General features: G+C 43.8%; 18 protein-coding genes and 6 pseudogenes. 23 read left to right on the plus strand and 1 reads right to left on the minus strand.

Translation table 11 applies throughout. The features are described 5' to 3' along the window. The first annotated feature begins 37 nt into the window (after positions 1-37). The 19 genes and pseudogenes from UF75_RS18640 (at position 38) to UF75_RS30825 (ending at position 11827) form a co-directional block, all read left to right on the plus strand. Entirely contained in the window at positions 38-685 is a 648-nt protein-coding gene (locus UF75_RS18640) for an IS66 family transposase zinc-finger binding domain-containing protein (RefSeq protein ID WP_242860328.1), read from the plus strand. A gap of 679 nt (positions 686-1364) precedes the next feature. After that, positions 1365-1814, plus strand: coding sequence for a reverse transcriptase domain-containing protein (locus UF75_RS30815; protein WP_282433821.1), 450 nt, complete (start codon positions 1365-1367; stop codon positions 1812-1814). A gap of 7 nt (positions 1815-1821) precedes the next feature. Beyond that, positions 1822-3069, plus strand: coding sequence for a reverse transcriptase/maturase family protein (locus UF75_RS30820; protein WP_282433823.1), 1248 nt, complete (start codon positions 1822-1824; stop codon positions 3067-3069). A gap of 460 nt (positions 3070-3529) precedes the next feature. Then, a complete protein-coding gene (locus UF75_RS18650) occupies positions 3530-4096 on the plus strand; it encodes a hypothetical protein (RefSeq protein WP_045576079.1) in 567 nt (188 codons plus the stop codon). A gap of 178 nt (positions 4097-4274) precedes the next feature. Then, a complete protein-coding gene (locus UF75_RS18655; RefSeq protein ID WP_045576080.1) occupies positions 4275-4496 on the plus strand; it encodes a hypothetical protein in 222 nt (73 codons plus the stop codon). Between the two features lie 694 nt (positions 4497-5190). Further along, entirely contained in the window at positions 5191-5919 is a 729-nt protein-coding gene (locus UF75_RS18660; protein WP_045576081.1) for a calcium-binding protein, read from the plus strand. Between the two features lie 136 nt (positions 5920-6055). Continuing rightward, positions 6056-6340 carry a nucleotidyltransferase domain-containing protein gene (locus UF75_RS18665; protein ID WP_045576082.1) on the plus strand — a complete coding sequence of 95 codons (285 nt, stop codon included), beginning with the start codon at positions 6056-6058 and terminating at the stop codon, positions 6338-6340. Between the two features lie 181 nt (positions 6341-6521). After that, positions 6522-6668, plus strand: a pseudogene (locus UF75_RS30325) (HepT-like ribonuclease domain-containing protein); the annotation flags it as partial. A gap of 184 nt (positions 6669-6852) precedes the next feature. Then, a pseudogene (locus UF75_RS30330) lies at positions 6853-6975 on the plus strand (DUF6133 family protein); the annotation flags it as partial. Further along, a pseudogene (locus UF75_RS18675) lies at positions 6965-7407 on the plus strand (A24 family peptidase). The pseudogenes UF75_RS30330 and UF75_RS18675, both read left to right, overlap by 11 nt. Before the next feature lie 13 nt (positions 7408-7420). Then, on the plus strand, positions 7421-8260 hold the full coding sequence (cpaB, locus tag UF75_RS18680) for a Flp pilus assembly protein CpaB (RefSeq protein WP_045576083.1): 840 nt from the start codon (positions 7421-7423) through the stop codon (positions 8258-8260). After that, the gene (locus tag UF75_RS18685) at positions 8261-9073 is read left to right on the plus strand and encodes an AAA family ATPase (protein ID WP_045576084.1); all 813 of its coding nucleotides are present in this window, start codon (positions 8261-8263) and stop codon (positions 9071-9073) included. Then, positions 9070-9213 carry a hypothetical protein gene (locus UF75_RS28490; protein ID WP_156146508.1) on the plus strand — a complete coding sequence of 48 codons (144 nt, stop codon included), beginning with the start codon at positions 9070-9072 and terminating at the stop codon, positions 9211-9213. Before UF75_RS18685 ends, UF75_RS28490 begins: the two co-directional genes overlap by 4 nt. A gap of 155 nt (positions 9214-9368) precedes the next feature. After that, on the plus strand, positions 9369-9545 hold the full coding sequence (locus tag UF75_RS28495) for a hypothetical protein (protein ID WP_156146509.1): 177 nt from the start codon (positions 9369-9371) through the stop codon (positions 9543-9545). 129 nt (positions 9546-9674) lie between these two features. Next, positions 9675-10001 carry a hypothetical protein gene (locus UF75_RS29260; protein WP_045576085.1) on the plus strand — a complete coding sequence of 109 codons (327 nt, stop codon included), beginning with the start codon at positions 9675-9677 and terminating at the stop codon, positions 9999-10001. Next, complete coding sequence (locus UF75_RS29265) at positions 9988-10383, plus strand: recombinase family protein (RefSeq protein ID WP_045576086.1); 396 nt, start codon at positions 9988-9990, stop codon at positions 10381-10383. The genes UF75_RS29260 and UF75_RS29265 overlap by 14 nt, the downstream gene beginning before the upstream one ends. A gap of 16 nt (positions 10384-10399) precedes the next feature. Further along, positions 10400-10561 carry an SHOCT domain-containing protein gene (locus UF75_RS29270; protein WP_015043387.1) on the plus strand — a complete coding sequence of 54 codons (162 nt, stop codon included), beginning with the start codon at positions 10400-10402 and terminating at the stop codon, positions 10559-10561. Between the two features lie 80 nt (positions 10562-10641). Beyond that, a pseudogene (locus tag UF75_RS18700) lies at positions 10642-11629 on the plus strand (recombinase family protein); the annotation flags it as partial. Between the two features lie 75 nt (positions 11630-11704). Continuing rightward, the gene (locus UF75_RS30825; protein WP_282433822.1) at positions 11705-11827 is read left to right on the plus strand and encodes a hypothetical protein; all 123 of its coding nucleotides are present in this window, start codon (positions 11705-11707) and stop codon (positions 11825-11827) included. Between the two features lie 21 nt (positions 11828-11848). Here the strand turns inward: UF75_RS30825 and UF75_RS18705 are convergent, their stop codons facing one another. Further along, on the minus strand, positions 11849-12229 hold the full coding sequence (locus UF75_RS18705) for a MerR family transcriptional regulator (RefSeq protein ID WP_348983077.1): 381 nt from the start codon (positions 12227-12229) through the stop codon (positions 11849-11851). A gap of 119 nt (positions 12230-12348) precedes the next feature. Between UF75_RS18705 and UF75_RS18710 the strand changes: the two genes are divergently transcribed. The 4 genes and pseudogenes from UF75_RS18710 to UF75_RS27470 all read left to right on the plus strand — a co-directional run. Beyond that, positions 12349-13209, plus strand: a complete 861-nt coding sequence (locus tag UF75_RS18710; RefSeq protein WP_156146510.1) for an aldo/keto reductase — start codon at positions 12349-12351, stop codon at positions 13207-13209. A gap of 235 nt (positions 13210-13444) precedes the next feature. Next, positions 13445-14542, plus strand: a pseudogene (locus tag UF75_RS18715) (transposase); the annotation flags it as partial. Between the two features lie 52 nt (positions 14543-14594). Continuing rightward, entirely contained in the window at positions 14595-15497 is a 903-nt protein-coding gene (locus tag UF75_RS18720) for a hypothetical protein (protein WP_242860331.1), read from the plus strand. Between the two features lie 308 nt (positions 15498-15805). Continuing rightward, positions 15806-16013: pseudogene (locus UF75_RS27470) on the plus strand (recombinase family protein); the annotation flags it as partial.

Consider the following 16013-nt stretch of genomic DNA (forward strand, 5'->3'; position numbering starts at 1 on the left):
ATTATTTACTGAAAAAATGCTCTAAAATGCTGAGAAAATGGCACTTTTTTGGTATAATGAAAGTAAGAAATTCATTGGAAAGAAAGCGGCCATGCACGACGAAAAAGATCTGCGTATAGAACAACTTAAAATGGAAAACCAAAAACTGCATGAGAAAATTGACAGGTTAGAACACAATGTCGAAGCTCTCACGCAGGCCGTTTTGCATGCAGCAAAGCAGCGTTTCGGAGCATCCAGTGAGAAAACGCCGTCAACAGCAGGACAAGCATCCCTGTTCGGCGAGGAAGACGCAGATAACATTCCTGTACCTTATGCGCCCGTCATTCAAATCAAAGAACACAAAAGACCTGTACGAAAAAAAGGCGATCGTGAGAAACTCACGTTAGGGCTTTCCAGAGAAACTGTGGAATGTGTTCTAAATCCTGATGAATCGGCATGTGGGATCTGTGGCAGTGAACTGAAAGTGATTGGGAAGAAAAAAGTACGTTCTGAGATGGAATATATCCCAGCAAAGCTGGTTATGAAAGACTATGTTCAAGTTGTTTATAAATGTATGGAATGCGGGAAGAACGATGAGAATCCCTACGATGCGATATACAGCGCTCCGGTGCCGGCGCCTGTACTGACGCACTCCATAGCCTCCCCATCCAGCGCAGCTTGGATACTGTACCAAGTGCGCTCGTAAGAGCAGCCTACTTGCTGTTCGTGGGGCTATATAAATCCCGCCTTAAGCAAGCGGTAGGCAAAAGTATCGAGTGGTGAAAACCACAGCCTATTACTCCTCGACTTATCCAAATGGGAAACCAAATGGGGAGTGTAGCATGTCGAGTTATAGCCGACTTTCAGCTATATGGTACGCGCGAGACTTGAACTTCACAAGAATCGCAAGGCGTACAGGGGTAAAACACTATGTATGAGGATGAAAGCTAAACTGCCTTACTGACAGTCGGAGGTTGGGGATAATGATCTCCCCGGCATACCTGAAGTTATACTTGCCGGTGTTCTGGCGATAGTATTTTTTGGTAGTGCTCTCGCGGAATACTCAGGACAAACCAGAACCACAGGATAGTGGAAAACGACGAACGTCACATCCGACAACATAATACGCTTATTTTATAGTCGCTAAACGAGGATTGCCTAAGGAAAAATGCCGTATAATCATGGCTATAGAAATGTAAATATGCATGTTCTTGAATATTTTCTACGGCAACAGAGCTTCCATAGTAGTCTGAGAACCCTGAACTGACAGGGAAAGCCGTAAATCGGATGCGGGAAAGCCGCTCACATGGCGAAGGGAAGCAGTTTGTCTTTCAATACAAGTAGGGAAAGGTGCGTGAGGCACTATAAGAAATCCACTATACGTATTGAAAAGTTTGGAAGAACAATCGTGTAACAAAGAGTACAAATACGAACGCCTTTACCGTAACTTATACAACCCTGAATTTTATCTGCTGGCGTACAACAATATCGCTAAATCACAAGGCAGTATGACCGCCGGAGCAGATGGATTGACTCTCGATGACATGAGTATGGCGAGAATTAATAAAATAATCTCCTCTCTTAAAAACCATTCCTATCAGCCGAATCCCGCGAGACGCGAGTATATCACAAAGAAAAATAGTGACAAAAAACGCCCTCTAGGAATTCCGTCAACCGACGACAAACTGATACAGGAAGTGGTCAGAATGATTTTGGAAGCCATGTATGAACCAACCTTTTCCGATAAGTCGCACGGCTTTAGACCCAAACGATCTTGCCACACTGCCCTATTAAGCGTCAAAGCTAATTTTCAACGGTGCAAAGTGGATTATTGAAGGCGATATTAAAGCATGTTTTGACAGTTTCGACCATCACGTTCTAATCAACATCTTGAGACACAGGATTCAGGACGAATACTTCATTAGTTTAATATGGAAGTTGCTCAGAGCCGGATATATGGAACAATGGGCGTACCACACAACATACTCCGGCACTCCGCAGGGCTCCGGAGTCAGTCCAGTTCTTGCTAATATATATTTGTCTGAATTAGATATGTTCATGGAAAACTACAAACTCAACTTCAATACCCAAATCAAAAGGCGCAGTATGACCAAGGAATACAACAAGGCAAAATGGCAAATGGAAAAATTCAAGAAGCTGCTGAAACAGTCTGATGACCATAAAGAAGCCGTCAAAAAGTTTAAAATCGCTCAGAAAATAATGACAAATACACCATCCTACAAGGCGATCGACCCAGTTTTCAAACGATTGCAATACAACAGATATGCTGACGATTTTGTAGTGGGTATCATTGGGCCAAAAGCAGATGCCGAAAAGCTAAAACAGGACATCAAGGTTTTCCTTCAAAATGAGCTAAAATTGACGTTATCTGAAGAGAAAACGAAAGTCACTCACTCGGGAGACCTAATACGGTACTTGGGCTATGACTTTACGGTGTCCAGAAGCAAGGACGTGAAACGGAATCAAAGGGGTAGCTTACAGCGATACTGGTACGGTAGAGTAAAGCTTTATGTCCCCCATGATAAATGGGTTGGCAAGCTGCACGAATATAAGGCTTTTAAAATCGTTAAAGACGAAAACGGAAAAGAAAAATGGAAATCCACACATCGAGGGCTCCTATTGAACAGGGCAGATATTGAGATACTCAGTAAGTATAACTCTGAAATCAGAGGAATTCACAACTTTTACAGGCTTGCGGAAAATGTATCCGTATTGAACAATTTCAAATTCATTATGAAAGGTAGCATGCTGAAAACATTCGCCGCAAAGTATAATTCTTCAGTCCGTAAAATTAAGGAAGGCAGAATGAAAAACGGCGTGTTCGGAGTGGAATATTATAACAAAGCCGGACAACAACGCTGTGAATTTTATCACGATAGCTTTTTACACGAGAATAAAGCCTCCTTTAAAGTTGTAGATACCTTGCCAAATTTTTGGCGGTATGATAAACCAAACAGCCTTGCAAAAAGGCTGAGTACTTGCGTGTGTGAAATATGTGGAATCCACACAGATAACCTGCATATGCACCATGTAAAACGGCTCAAAGATCTGACTGGAAAGTCAGCTTGAAAGAAATTGTCGATAGACTGGATTTCTTCATGGATGGATGGAACCAATATTTGAACAAAAAGACAGGTGATATCGTCGAAATCTAAATGGAGTATTTGAGCATTGCCGAAGAATCCGAAGATGATGATGATTTATGCATCCATGCCAAGGGAATCCAGAAGACGGGTCTGCAATAATACATTGGCTCATCAGTTAAAAACTGCCAAATAATGATGTCTCTAGGCTACGAGGCGGCTTGGAATTGTGTGTTAGTGGATTGGCTCGTCTTAGGTGAGGCGGGAATATGCAGCAATTTCGAAGACCCAACCGGCTGAAAGTGGGATGAGTAAATTTGTAGACTTGTGAGACGATCTAACGCTGAATAAGCGTATTTCTTGTTTTAGGTTGGAGTGATTTACAAATTATAGTCGATTTATCTGAGCGGGTGCATTAAAATAGAAAAGAAATGGAGGGGTGGATAATGAATATAGTGACATTGAATCCATACCAAACACTACGTTTATGGAACAGGAAAAAAGAAGAGTTCCCTGATATTAAGGGGAGCGAGGAATTGTTTTCTCACACTTTTATGTGCGTAGAAGAACAGGTATCTTACATGTCGAAAAAATATGACAGCCTTTACGATGATGAGGTGGCATTAGCTTATGCGATCTGCGGTTTGAGGGTCATTGGGATCTTAGATTCGGAACAAAGATGGGAATTCGTCAATATCGCACCGGAAGTTTGGGAAATGGCCGATAGATGTATGGCAACCTTTCATCCGGAAGACTACGCGCGAATAACTAAGGACGAGGATGAGAAGGCGTGGCAGAATGCGGTAGATGGTTTATGGGAAACACCAGAAGACAGGGTGAAACACTATCGTAGTATAGGAAGCGCCTTGCGTCGCTTAACAGATTCGCGAAAGTTCTGGAGTAAAAGGCAAGGCCTAAAAGGATATATAAACTATGTGAGTTCGTTTCTCGAAGAAAATGCTTTATTAGATCCACTAGGCACGATCCACTATACCTTTATGGTTCAGCCATAGGTATCAATTGTTGGCTTTCGGTGCTGAGAGGAAGTTCGTAGATTTGTTAGACGTAGTGACATTGAATAAACGTCTTTTTATCGCGTTGTATTGAAGGAATTTGGTAACTTATAAAGAATTGAATAATAAATTTCACCTTTCTGAAGGTACTCCATTGAGATAATTAACGGAGGTAAGTATGTCTGTTATTAAAAAAAATAAAAAGAATAAGAAATCAAATAAAAATAACTTATCCACTGCAAATAAATTGTCAGCGGTTATCATTGAATTTGTAAAACCTCTATCTGAAAGAATTGATAATGATGAAATGAATAAAAGCATGATACAATTTGGGATTCTGGTTTGGAACATATCATTATTTCCAATAGAGGATAGAGAAAAACAAAAAGATGCATTATAAAAAGATTAGTCAAGGATAAACAAATAGAGGATGAGTTTAATGAAATCTATGATTATTTGATTTTTAGGAAAGATACCATTTTTAAGAATGATAGAAGGTTTGTTGTTGATTATGTGATTACAGAGCATGAAAATAATTTTAATTTAACTATTGGATCAACCAAGCTTATAAATGAATAAGGGACAGAACCCCTTAGCTTAGTAAAATTCAATGTGGTAAGGGTGCGTTTCGCCGCTTCAGAGATGCGATCATTAAGCATGGGATAGAAAAAGAATGGGATTTGTACAAACATGACATTATGCGAAATCGTCCGTGAATGGTGCGAATTCCATAAAATTGACAATAGATGAGTTGCTTGATTGGAACTTCGTTTTCCGGAGTCTGACCATGTGCCAAGATCGAGCCACTCAAAATAGTACCTGGAAAGTGGTCAAACGTCCATCAATGTCAGTTCCCCGAAGACAGTTTCTGCAATGATATTTTGGCTGGAAATAGTAATAGCAGCAAACTGCCTATCTTACGTTTCATTTTCATTTTCATTATCCTTTTTCGGTGAAGGCTTGTGGGACTTTTGACGCACGGAGTTAGTAAACCCCAACACTCGGGGCCGGGTGTTTAAGGCCCAAAGCGGTGCTTTAATTAGATATAGAAAAGAGGCTTAAATAAAGGGATCGTACAAGAAAGGGAATACAGGATGTTTGAAGTCATAAAAAGTGAATACGGAAAAGAGCTTGGAGTGTTTGAATTTGATTATCTCGGAGAGCACTCGTCGTTAGATGCGGTTCTAATAAATGCAAAAATCAAGCTTTATGAAAAGGGTTTACATATTTCGACGGGATCGAGCAGTGAGAGCCTTTTTGTTGAATGGGGCTGTATAAAAGGAATTACTTGCACAAAAAGCAGACAAGCACTCATAAATCTGAAGACCGATGAAGGTGTGATGAAGCTTAAAAAAGAAAAGAAGGAGACCGATATCAGTCAGTATAAGAGGATGTTAAAAACTCATGTCCCTGGTTTTGAAATTGAGTATGTGAAAGCATCACCTGATAATTTGCGTTCTATTGAAATGAAACGTGCTGAAAAGCTCTATGAAGAACAGGAGCGAAGGGTTGATGAATTTGTAAGAAACTGTGGGGGCGAAGATAACCTGGAAATTGAGGAAGCCTGGCAAAAATACCTTGAAAATCATCTTCAGTTTCCTTTTGAAGCCGAAATTATAGATGATCCTGGTCCTTTGAAAGTTGGCGATATTATTAAGGTAACAGCAATTGAAGGTGTTTTTGGTTTATATGGTATTGTCGTGAAAGCAAGAAGGGGCAGAAAACAGTATTCATTTCCCATTTGTCTTCTGGAACCGGTTGAGAAGGAGAGTAATAACTATCAACTGGTTGATGATTACAACTTTTGGTTCTGTAATCGATAAAGGGGTTGCGGCCCTGCAATATAACCCTTTCGAGGTAACCATTTTTTTGATTGTGATGATCTTTTAAGGTATAATGAAATCAGAGATTCAATCATCGCCTTAAAGTTTGTATTAAGGTCTTCAAGAGGTGATAAACGTGACAATTACAGATATAAGAGATGCGGTGGTTCAGGTTGCACCTGCGTATCCGGTGCTTAGCATCGACTTGTTTGGCTCGTTTGCAAATGGTGAGAATACGGAGGAGTCAGACGTGGATTTACTTGTATACTTTGATGAAAAAGTTGCAAGTTTATTTGATATGTCCGGGCTTAAGCTTGATATTCAAGAGAAATTGAACACCAAGGTGGATGTGGTTGCCGGCCCTTTAAAGGAAAACAGCTATTTAACCATTAACAAGAAGGTAAGGATATATGAAGCATAGGGATATTCAATTACTGAAAATGATCATATCCGAATGCAAAGACATTATAAGGTATTCTAATGAAATCGGTGAAAAAGGATTCCACGAAAATGATGTTTACCAGAAGGCAACTGCAATGTCGCTTCTTAACATAGGTGAACATGCCAACGCATTGTCGCGGTAGTTATGGACGGAGTACAAGGATATTCAGTGGCGAAAGATCGTTGATCTTAGAAATATCGTAGCACACGGATATGGCGAATTAAGAATGGAGCTTGTCTGGAATTTATCTCAAAAAGAGGTTCCGGCGCTAATGAAACAACTTGAGGACTTGCTCAAAGAAGTTTAAACAGAAAACACTATTTAAAATTAACACGATTGAACAGTAATGTTTGGTCGTGTTTTTTTGTACCCAAATTTAGAAGAAAGGCTGGTGAAATCAATGGTCTACACATTTTATAAGCCAAAGCTATGGGGCTATTTGAAAGGAGGGTTTCTCTATCGTGTAAATTTTTTCTACACGAAAGCTATCAAAAATCCTGATGGCGGTCGTTATCGGTGCCCTCGTCCTCGGCGGTCTCTATGCCCTGTTCGGCGAAACTGTACTGCCGACCCTGAAGCAGCGCATTGTCAATATGTTCAACTATGGGAACTGATCCGGACGCTTTGGCACAGCTGGCGCCGCTTGTGCAGGGCGGCTTATTTGCTGCCCTGCTTTTGGCGGCCGCAGTCTTCGATATCCGAAAGAAAATCATCCCCGACAGCATCTGCCTTGGGATCACTCTGACCGGACTGCTCACCTTTGAACCGGTGAAGCTGGGCGGAATTTTCACCGCCGTGTTCTTTTTAATAGCCGCACTGCTTTTTGGCGGTATGGAGGGCGGGGATATCAAGCTCATGGCGGCTGCGGGGCTGGTACTGGGCTTCAGCAAAAGCATAACCGCAGCGGTCATAGGCTAACCGCACTGCTGGTATTCCATACAGGCAATACCATAATCCAAAAACTGCGCGGGAGGACTGCTCAAAAGGCATATCCTCTCGCGCCATTTCTTTCCTTCGGCTGCCTGGCAGCTTACTTTTTAACTTAAGGAGGAACACCCTATGAGCTTTCTAAAAAACCGCACGGTGCTTGGAGTGATCTGCATTGTGCTTTCTTTACTTATCTGTTTTGCGCTCACGCCTTTGTTCAATCAGAGCGTCTCGCAAAAGACTCAGATCATCCGTGTCATCAAGGACATTAAGACCGGCGACGCTATTACCAAGGACATGATTCAGACCGTGGAGGTCGGCGGCTACAATCTGCCGAAGGGTGTAATAAAGCAACCAGACTCGGTCGTCGGCAAATACGCCGCAGCGGATCTGTCTCCAGGCGACTATATCCTCCCGGTCAAGCTGTCGGAAACTCCGGCTTCGGAGAACGCCTACCTGTATAACTTAAGCGACGGCAAGGAAGCCATCTCCGTCAGTATTAAGAACTTTGCGGAGGGTTTGTCCGGCAAGCTGATCTCCGGCGACATTGTATCAGTTATCGCGCCCGACTACAAAAAGCAAGGTTCTACCATGATCCCTCCGGAGCTGACCTACGTCGAAGTCATCGGTGTGACTGCCAGTTCCGGAAATGACACCGGCCAGCAAAATACCGGAAGCGACTTATCCTCAAAGGATGGAAATAAAAAACAGCTCCCCGCCACCGTTACCCTGCTGGCTTCACCGGAACAGGCGAAAATCCTCGCTGAGCTGGAATCGGACGGCAAACTCCACCTGTCTCTTGTATACCGCGGAAGCAAGGAGAACGCCGACAAGTTTCTCGAGCTACAGGATAAAGTGATTGAAGCCCTGTATCCGAAGCCACCGGTGAAAAATGCGGGCGCGGTGCAGGCAACTTCGCAGGGTACGGCCTCTAAGCCTGCAAATACCGCACCGGAAAGCGGGGGGAGATAAATGCTCAATTTCATGAAAGGGAGCATCTTTTCCCGCAAACAGACGGAGTCTGTGCCGGATGAACCGGAGCAGGACGTTAAGGTGCTGGCGGTATGGGGCAGCCCCGGAAGCGGCAAGACCACCGTGAGCGTGCGTCTTGCTAAATATCTGGCGGATCAGAAAAAGAATGTGGCCTTACTGCTGTGTGACATGACTGCACCTATGCTGCCCTGTATCTGTCCCCCAAGCGATCTTGAGTGTGAGCGTTCCCTCGGCAGCATTCTCGCCGCTACCCATGTGACGGATCTGCTCATCAAGCAGAACTGCGTTACCCACAAGAAGCTGGATTACCTGACCATCATCGGTATGCTCAAGGGGGAGAATGTGTTTACGTACCCGCCGTACTCTCAGGAGCTTGCGACCGAACTGATCGACCATTTGCGGGATATTGCCCCGTATATCATTATCGACTGCGGAAGCGCCATCGCCCACGATATCCTGTCGGCGGTTTCGCTGCTGGAGGCTGATTCTGTTCTCCGGCTGGTCAACTGCGACCTGAAATCCGTCAGCTATCTTTCGTCACAGCTGCCGCTCCTGAAGGATCAGAAATGGGATGCCGACAAGCAGTACAAGATGGCTTCCAACATCAAATCCAATCAGGCCCGAGAGCATATCGAGCAGGTCTTGGGAAGCGTCGCTTTTAAGCTTCCCCATTCGGACGAGGTGGAGGATCTGGCTCTTTCAGGAAACCTGCTGGGAGAACTGACGCTCAAGGACAGCAGAGGCTTTCGCAAGGAGATCGTCAGACTCGCAAAGGAGGTGTTCGGCGTATGAGTAAAAATAACCATAACCAGGCAGAAAATATCCTGCCGCTCACAGGAGAAAAACAGCAGACCATCTCCATGACAGGTAATCAAGGCATGTTTTTTTCATTCCCTTGTTGCTCTTTGAGAATATCATATCCGGCAGCATAAATACATGATCTGCCCCGCCGTGTGAAAAGCGGCAGCGACGTTGACGGGCGCGCCAAGACTGCCTGCGGATGAATTTCATCCGTCGAACCGATGGCATCGAAGGTGACGAGCGGGAACGCCCGGTCATAAAACAGTCCGTGGTGGACTGTTTCGCAATGAAATGGACAGTGATAATGCTACTTCCGTCCAGCCACAGACTCAAGCAATGGGGGCGGCTTCCAGAGATCCTGGGAGAGGTTAAATTCCTATGGCGTTTGCTCAACCGGCAAACCGTTTATGCTGCCGCCCAAAGAGCCGCAAGGCTTTTCGCTTCGGGAAGTAGTGTCGAGTAGAAGCGGCAATTCGTAATGAAGAACAAGCAGATCATTTTTTGATCTCAGAAACTATGCGGCAGGGCGGATTTTTTTCGTCCTGCCGTATCCTTCTGAGATTAAATTCAAAATATCAAGGAGGAAAACGATATGGATAAGGAAGCATTGGCTGAATTGCTAAAGAAGGAGCTGATTATCGGATATGTGTACGGGCTTGACGGAGAGTGTCAGGAATTCTATTTTGAGAAATCCCCGTCCAGCATTGCAAGCTTTATCATGCTGAAAAAAGAGCATGCTGACAGGATGGTTTTAACTGATACGCTGGATAGGCTGGTTCTGGACACCTTCGGCGAATTTATCAGCCGCTGCCCGGATCAGAGGCTTCTGCAGGAGATCACTAAAGAGCTGGTACCCATGCAGATGGGCAAAAAGGAGCCCGTCAGCATTCCGATTGTGAGCGTTGATGAGGCTTCTTGACTTTTTAAGCCACAGAAGCCAGCAGCGGGCATGGATTTACTGCCGGATCGACGCACCGGAGGATGCCCACGGCGCCATGAAGGGGCAGAAAAAGGAGCTCATGGATTACGCCGAGCAGATGGGGTTTTTGGTTGTCGGCGAATCAGAGGATATAGGAAGCGGGCTGGATTTTGACCGCGCCGGTCTGGCGGAGGTTATGAAGGCCGCCGGTGATGGCAGAATGGACGTATTGCTGGTAAAGAAACTTGACCGCCTGGGGCGGGATACAGCCAAATTGTTGGAGCTTCTGCGAGGGCTGGAACAGCTGAACATTGAGCTTTATTCACCGCTGGAGGGCCAAATCCGGCTGGATTATCAAAGACCATCACTTTCTAAACAGTAAACGGAGGGTGAGTGATATGTCAAAGGATCAGTCGGCTAATGAAGTGAAATACAAGGTAGCATTAAAACTGCTGGATATCATGCTTCGTAACGGCCTTATTTCCCCTGCCGAGTATAAGAAAATTGATGAATTGAACCGTCAAACCTTCACGCCGGAGCTTTCCAAGGTATATGCGTAAAAACACCTGGATATCTCAAAGCTTGTGTGGTATTGTGTGTTGCTGATAGGAGTCAAAAACGAGAGAAAGGAGAGAAAACCATGGCAAAAAAGATAACAAAAATTGTTCCTGTCAAGCAGCAGGTCGTCCGGCAATTACAGCCGAAAAAGCGGGTTTGCGCCTATTGCAGGGTAAGCACCGACTCCCGTGAGCAACAGAATTCCTTCACCGCACAGCTTGAGTATTATACCGTCTTGATTGAAAATCAAGAGGACTGGCAGTTCGCCGGAATCTACGCTGATGAAGCAAGAAGCGGGACAAAACTTCAAAAAAGAGATGACTTTTTACGGATGCTGAAGGACTGCGAGGACGGCGAAATTGATATGATCATCACGAAATCCTTGACCCGCTTCGCCAGAAACACGGTAGACAGCATCGAGGCAATCCGCCGCTTGAAGGGGCTTGGTGTCGCCGTCTATTTTGAAAAGGAGCATATCGACAGCCTGTCGGAGAAGAGCGAGCTGATGCTGACCATTTTAAGCTCCCTGGCACAGGGCGAATCCGAAAGCATCTCCACCAACAGCAAATGGGCGGTGATAAAACGCTTTCAGGACGGTACCTTCATCCTTGGTACTCCCGCATACGGCTATACCAAGGATGAAAGCGGCGAGCTGATCATTCAAGAGGGAGAAGCTGCGGTAGTCCGACGCATTTTCCGAGAATACTTAAACGGCAAGGGTACTTATGTAATCGCCAAGGATTTATCGGAGGAAGGGATCTCCACCATACGCTCAGCTGAAAAATGGAACGACGGTGTGATAAAGGAGATATTGTTAAATCCCATTTACACCGGAAATCTGCTTCATCAGAAAACCATGACCACAGAGGTACTGCCCTTTAGGCGACAAGGGCCAGCTTCCTCAGTATCTGGTAGAGGACAACCATGAACCTATTATCTCACATAAGCAGGCGCAGGCGGTCAGGGAAATCTTTGAGTACCGCAGAAAGCTGATGGGGGTGGACGATACGAGCAAATACCAAAGCCGGTATGCCTTCAGCAGTAAAATTCTCTGCGGCGAATGCGGTGGTAGTTATGGAAATACAAACCTAGCGTGTAAAAATCAATCAAGAGATCAACCCACGTGAGAATATACGAATTAACTCATGATCTCACAGGTTGAAGCTTCTGTAAATCATATGGGTGTTTATGGAGATCATGTCCATTTTGCCATCAATCTTGCTCTCGATGATATTTTTGAAGGCTACAGGCTATTAATGTTAAATTAAGAGTCTAATCCTCAACAGTGATCAGGTTACTATAGTATTTTGTTTTTCCGGAAAGCACATCATCATAAAACTGCTGCTTATTATCAATGTAGTTGATGCTTTCCCGCAAGTCGTCCATTTTTTTTGAAGAGATTCTTTAAGCTCATTGAGAATTGTTTTACGCTCCGGTATGGTAGACTGCCCCTGCATGCAAAGGTCGATGTATGCTTTCATATCTTTAATACTCATACCCAAATTTTTAAGGCATGTAAGGCTTGTTATCCAAAGAACATCGTTTTCATCAAAGACCCGGCGATTATTTAAATCTCGTCTGACATTCGGTACCAAGCCTTCATTGCAGTAAAACTTCAGTGCTTCATATGTCATGCCGACCTTTTTACAGGTCTGTTTCATCGTATACATTTAACTTCTCCCGCAAAAAATAAATATAAAATAAATTTAGATATTGACCGGTAGTAACAACCGGAGGTTATAGTTGCATTGTACAGTAAAAATAATGATAAATCAAGGAGGGATCAGCCATGGAATATGTAACGTTAAACAATGGAGTAAAGATGCCGCTGCTTGGATATGGTGTATTTCAGATTTCAAATGAAGAATGCGAGCAATGTGTGTTGAACGCAATAGGAGCCGGATATAGGCTGATAGATACAGCGCAGTCTTATTTTAATGAGGAAGCTGTTGGAAACGCAATTTCCCAATGCGGTGTTCCTAGAGAAGAATTGTTCCTTACGACGAAGGTCTGGATTGATCATTATGGTTATGAAAAGACCAGGGCATCCGTTCTGGAATCAATGAAAAAACTTAAAACGGATTATCTGGATTTGTGCTTGCTCCATCAGCCCTTTTCAGATTACTACGGAGCATATCATGCTTTGGAGGATTTATATAAAGAAGGTAAAATCCGTGCAATCGGCGTGAGCAATTTTTATCCAGACAGACTGTCAGACATAGTAGCGTTTAATGAAATTGTACCTCAGGTGAATCAGGTAGAAACGAATCCTGTAAATCAGCAGATAGCGGCGCAGAAGAATATGGAAAAGAACAATGTTCAGATAGAAGCATGGGCACCCTTTGGAGAAGGTAAGGCCAACATGTTCGATAATCCCGTATTAAAAGGAATCGGCGAGAAGCATGGAAAAAGCGTAGCCCAAGTTATTTTAAGATGGCTCACACAAAGGAAAGTGGTAGCACTCGCAAAATCAACCCACGAAAACAGGATGCAGGAGAATTTCAACATCTTTGATTTCAAGCTTTCAGCGGAAGATATGGAAGCAATTCAAAAGCTGGACACCGGGAAGAGCCTTTTCTTTAACCATCAGGAAGCTGCGATCGTTGACTTCTTTGTTCAATTAATTAATCAGAGACGCAAAATAGAGTAATAAGGAAACCAGACAAGCAAGGCACCCTACGATGTCATTTAGTAGAGTGCTTTTCTTTTTGGCATTTATTTAGTTATAATCTCAACTTTCGCATCGTAAAAACTAGCTCTAACCCAGTCTATAGCTGGAATGGGGCAAAATAATTTTGTTCATTGACAGAAAAACACCTTTCAGAATTGGTAAAATGGAAGTGTCCAAACAACCATAATTCCAAAACAGAAAGGTGCGCACTTCAATGTTACAACACAACTCTCTGTCTGAACAGTATCAAAATCAACTTTCTTTCCTTTTTTCCACGCTCAAAATAGCTCAACTGCTTCGGAAGGCTGGAATCCGCAAAACCTATGGGGTTTCAAGTTTTGCTGTATTCCAAATTATCTTTCAGCTCGTCTTCCAAGGTCGAAATCTGTTTCGGATATTAGAAAGTAAGCGTGGCGAAACACTACCTGGTAAAGATGACATCTATCGATTCCTTAATGAATCCTGTTATAACTGGAGGCGTTTTTATCAGCTATTAAGCCTCAATGTTGTTGCACGCCTTGAAAACCTCACCTCCGCACATCGTGTCCGTGTTTTTATCGTTGATGATTCAGTCATGGGCCGAGAACGCAGTAAAAAGGTTGAACTTTTAGCTCGGATCTATGATCATGTTTCAGGTCGCTTTATTCGTGGCTATAACTTGTTAACCCTGGGTTGGTCCGATGGCTATAGCTTTGCCCCCATCGATTTTACCTTGATGAGCTCTGCCAAAGACAAGAATCGTCTTTGCGAAATGAGACAAGACCTTGACAAGCGCACTGTAGGTTACAAGCGACGGATGGAATCGATGATCCGCAAACCGGACGCTGTTATTCAAATGCTTGAGCGTGCTCTAAAGGCAGGATTCTCAGCCGATTACGTTTTGATGGATAGTTGGTTTACTCATGCTCCCTTGCTGCAAAAGCTCATGGACAAAGGACTCCACGTCATCTGAATGGTCAAAGAACTAAAACAACGTTATATCTTTGAGGGAAAATCACTAAGCTTACGTGAGCTTTATGCCAAAGTCCCTAAGAACCCTAAAGCCGAAATCCTAGGCTCAGTCCGCGTTCAGCCCCCTAGTGGTTTATCCCTCAAAATTGTCTTCGTCCAGAATCGAAACAATCGAAGAGATTGGCTGGCCATCCTAACAACAGATCTTGCCCTGGAAGATGCCGAAGTTGTAAGGATTTATGGCATGCGTTGGGGTATTGAGACCTTTTTCAAAATGGCTAAATCCCATTTAAAATTAGGTACTGAATTTCAAGGACGGTCCTTCGACATGATGATCAGCCATACAACCATTGTCTTTACAGAGCAGCCATGAGCAAAAGATGCCAAAAGATGCTATGCTGGGATTGATGAAGATGTTGCTTTCGAACCCTGCAATTAAAAGAAAAAGGGATGTCTATTATACGCAGGAGCTGGTGGAATTTAAAAAGGTCGGTGGTAAGTCCCTCGTGGATGACACACCGATGGGCGGTCACGTGAACATGAAGAAGTTATGTAAGCTTTCTGAGGATTCCGGTGTCAATATCATAGCCTGCACGGGATTCTATTTGGAATCGGTAATCCCGAAAAAACTGGTCAAAGGTGGAGAGAATGCGATGATTGAAGCTCTCTCCATAGAAATTGAACGTGGAATCGGGCAATCGGGTGTGAAACCGGGATTTGTTAAATGTGCAATATCTAAGGTTCGGGAGGGTAGGGTATCAGAAATTGAGATGATGTCAATGCGTGCCTGTGCAAGAACATCAAAGAAATATGGAATGTCATTGCATATTCATACGGCATACCCATTGACATATGAGATGATACTTAGTGTTGCAGATCTGTTGACAGATGAAATCGGCATCAAACCGGAACGTGTTTTGATGTGCCATATCGATGCCCTTTCTATTCGCTTCATGAATCCGATTCTGGAGGTCAATGAAAAGGGATATAATCTGTCACTTGCCCTTGAGCTCCTAAAACGAGGCTTTAATATTGATTTCGACGGCTGGGGGTATGCAATCATGGGCAAGGAAATTGGATTGGCTCAGGATGAAGCCCGTTTTCAGCTGCTTAAGGAATTGGTGGAAGCCGGTTATGCAGGACAGATTTGTTTGGGACACGACGTGGTAAACAAGATGTCCGGAAAGCAGGCGGGTGCCTATGGTTACACGCGTTTCCCAACCTTTGTTCCACAGCGAATGAAAGAAGAAGAGATGAATGAAGCAGCGTATCATCAGATGACTGTTGAGAATCCAGCCAGAATACTGGCATATTAATTGAAATTGCCGCGGATTATGCAGCCGGGCACGGTTAGTTAAAGTAATTGATATTGAATCACATAAAAGCTTGTTTATTGTGAGGATCTCCCGCCAAGGCCCTACCAGGTTCCAGCGGCATCTTTTTTGTATCCTCAAGGCACGTAGAAGCCATAATCCTGTTGCAACAGCGGAAATCTTGATGAATAGCGGGTTTGAGGGATTATTGGAAGAAAAAATGCTTTTGCGTGAGAGGATGCTTTCACGTCTTTCCTTTTGTAAAATATAAATGGGATTTCCTATTTTAAAATAGATGACTAAAAAGGCAAATGAAGAATATAAGGATCATACCTGCCATACACAAAGAAAATAAAAAGCTCAAGGTTGCCGCCTATTGCCGGGTCAGCACATCCGGACCGGAACAACTACGCAGCCTTGAGATTCAGATAAAAACCTATACGAAAATGATATGCAGCCATACCGATTGGATTTATGCTGGAGTATTCTATGACGTTGAAAGCGGACTTCGTCGAAACT

Source organism: Desulfosporosinus sp. I2, from assembly GCF_000960765.1.
Classification (GTDB): domain Bacteria; phylum Bacillota; class Desulfitobacteriia; order Desulfitobacteriales; family Desulfitobacteriaceae; genus Desulfosporosinus.

Excerpts from the sequence above, each read along its gene's own strand:
- UF75_RS28495 (WP_156146509.1), top strand. The coding sequence starts at position 9,369 with ATGAAATGGACAGTGATAATGCTACTTCCGTCCAGCCACAGACTCAAG.
- UF75_RS18685 (WP_045576084.1), top strand. The coding sequence starts at position 8,261 with ATGCTCAATTTCATGAAAGGGAGCATCTTTTCCCGCAAACAGACGGAG.
- UF75_RS18640 (WP_242860328.1), top strand. The coding sequence starts at position 38 with ATGGCACTTTTTTGGTATAATGAAAGTAAGAAATTCATTGGAAAGAAA.
- UF75_RS30825 (WP_282433822.1), top strand. The coding sequence starts at position 11,705 with ATGATCTCACAGGTTGAAGCTTCTGTAAATCATATGGGTGTTTATGGA.
- UF75_RS29270 (WP_015043387.1), top strand. The coding sequence starts at position 10,400 with ATGTCAAAGGATCAGTCGGCTAATGAAGTGAAATACAAGGTAGCATTA.
- UF75_RS29265 (WP_045576086.1), top strand. The coding sequence starts at position 9,988 with ATGAGGCTTCTTGACTTTTTAAGCCACAGAAGCCAGCAGCGGGCATGG.
- UF75_RS18655 (WP_045576080.1), top strand. The coding sequence starts at position 4,275 with ATGTCTGTTATTAAAAAAAATAAAAAGAATAAGAAATCAAATAAAAAT.
- UF75_RS18650 (WP_045576079.1), top strand. The coding sequence starts at position 3,530 with ATGAATATAGTGACATTGAATCCATACCAAACACTACGTTTATGGAAC.
- UF75_RS18660 (WP_045576081.1), top strand. The coding sequence starts at position 5,191 with ATGTTTGAAGTCATAAAAAGTGAATACGGAAAAGAGCTTGGAGTGTTT.
- UF75_RS18710 (WP_156146510.1), top strand. The coding sequence starts at position 12,349 with ATGGAATATGTAACGTTAAACAATGGAGTAAAGATGCCGCTGCTTGGA.
- UF75_RS18720 (WP_242860331.1), top strand. The coding sequence starts at position 14,595 with ATGTTGCTTTCGAACCCTGCAATTAAAAGAAAAAGGGATGTCTATTAT.
- cpaB (WP_045576083.1), top strand. The coding sequence starts at position 7,421 with ATGAGCTTTCTAAAAAACCGCACGGTGCTTGGAGTGATCTGCATTGTG.
- UF75_RS28490 (WP_156146508.1), top strand. The coding sequence starts at position 9,070 with ATGAGTAAAAATAACCATAACCAGGCAGAAAATATCCTGCCGCTCACA.
- UF75_RS29260 (WP_045576085.1), top strand. The coding sequence starts at position 9,675 with ATGGATAAGGAAGCATTGGCTGAATTGCTAAAGAAGGAGCTGATTATC.
- UF75_RS18705 (WP_348983077.1), bottom strand. The coding sequence starts at position 12,229 with ATGTATACGATGAAACAGACCTGTAAAAAGGTCGGCATGACATATGAA.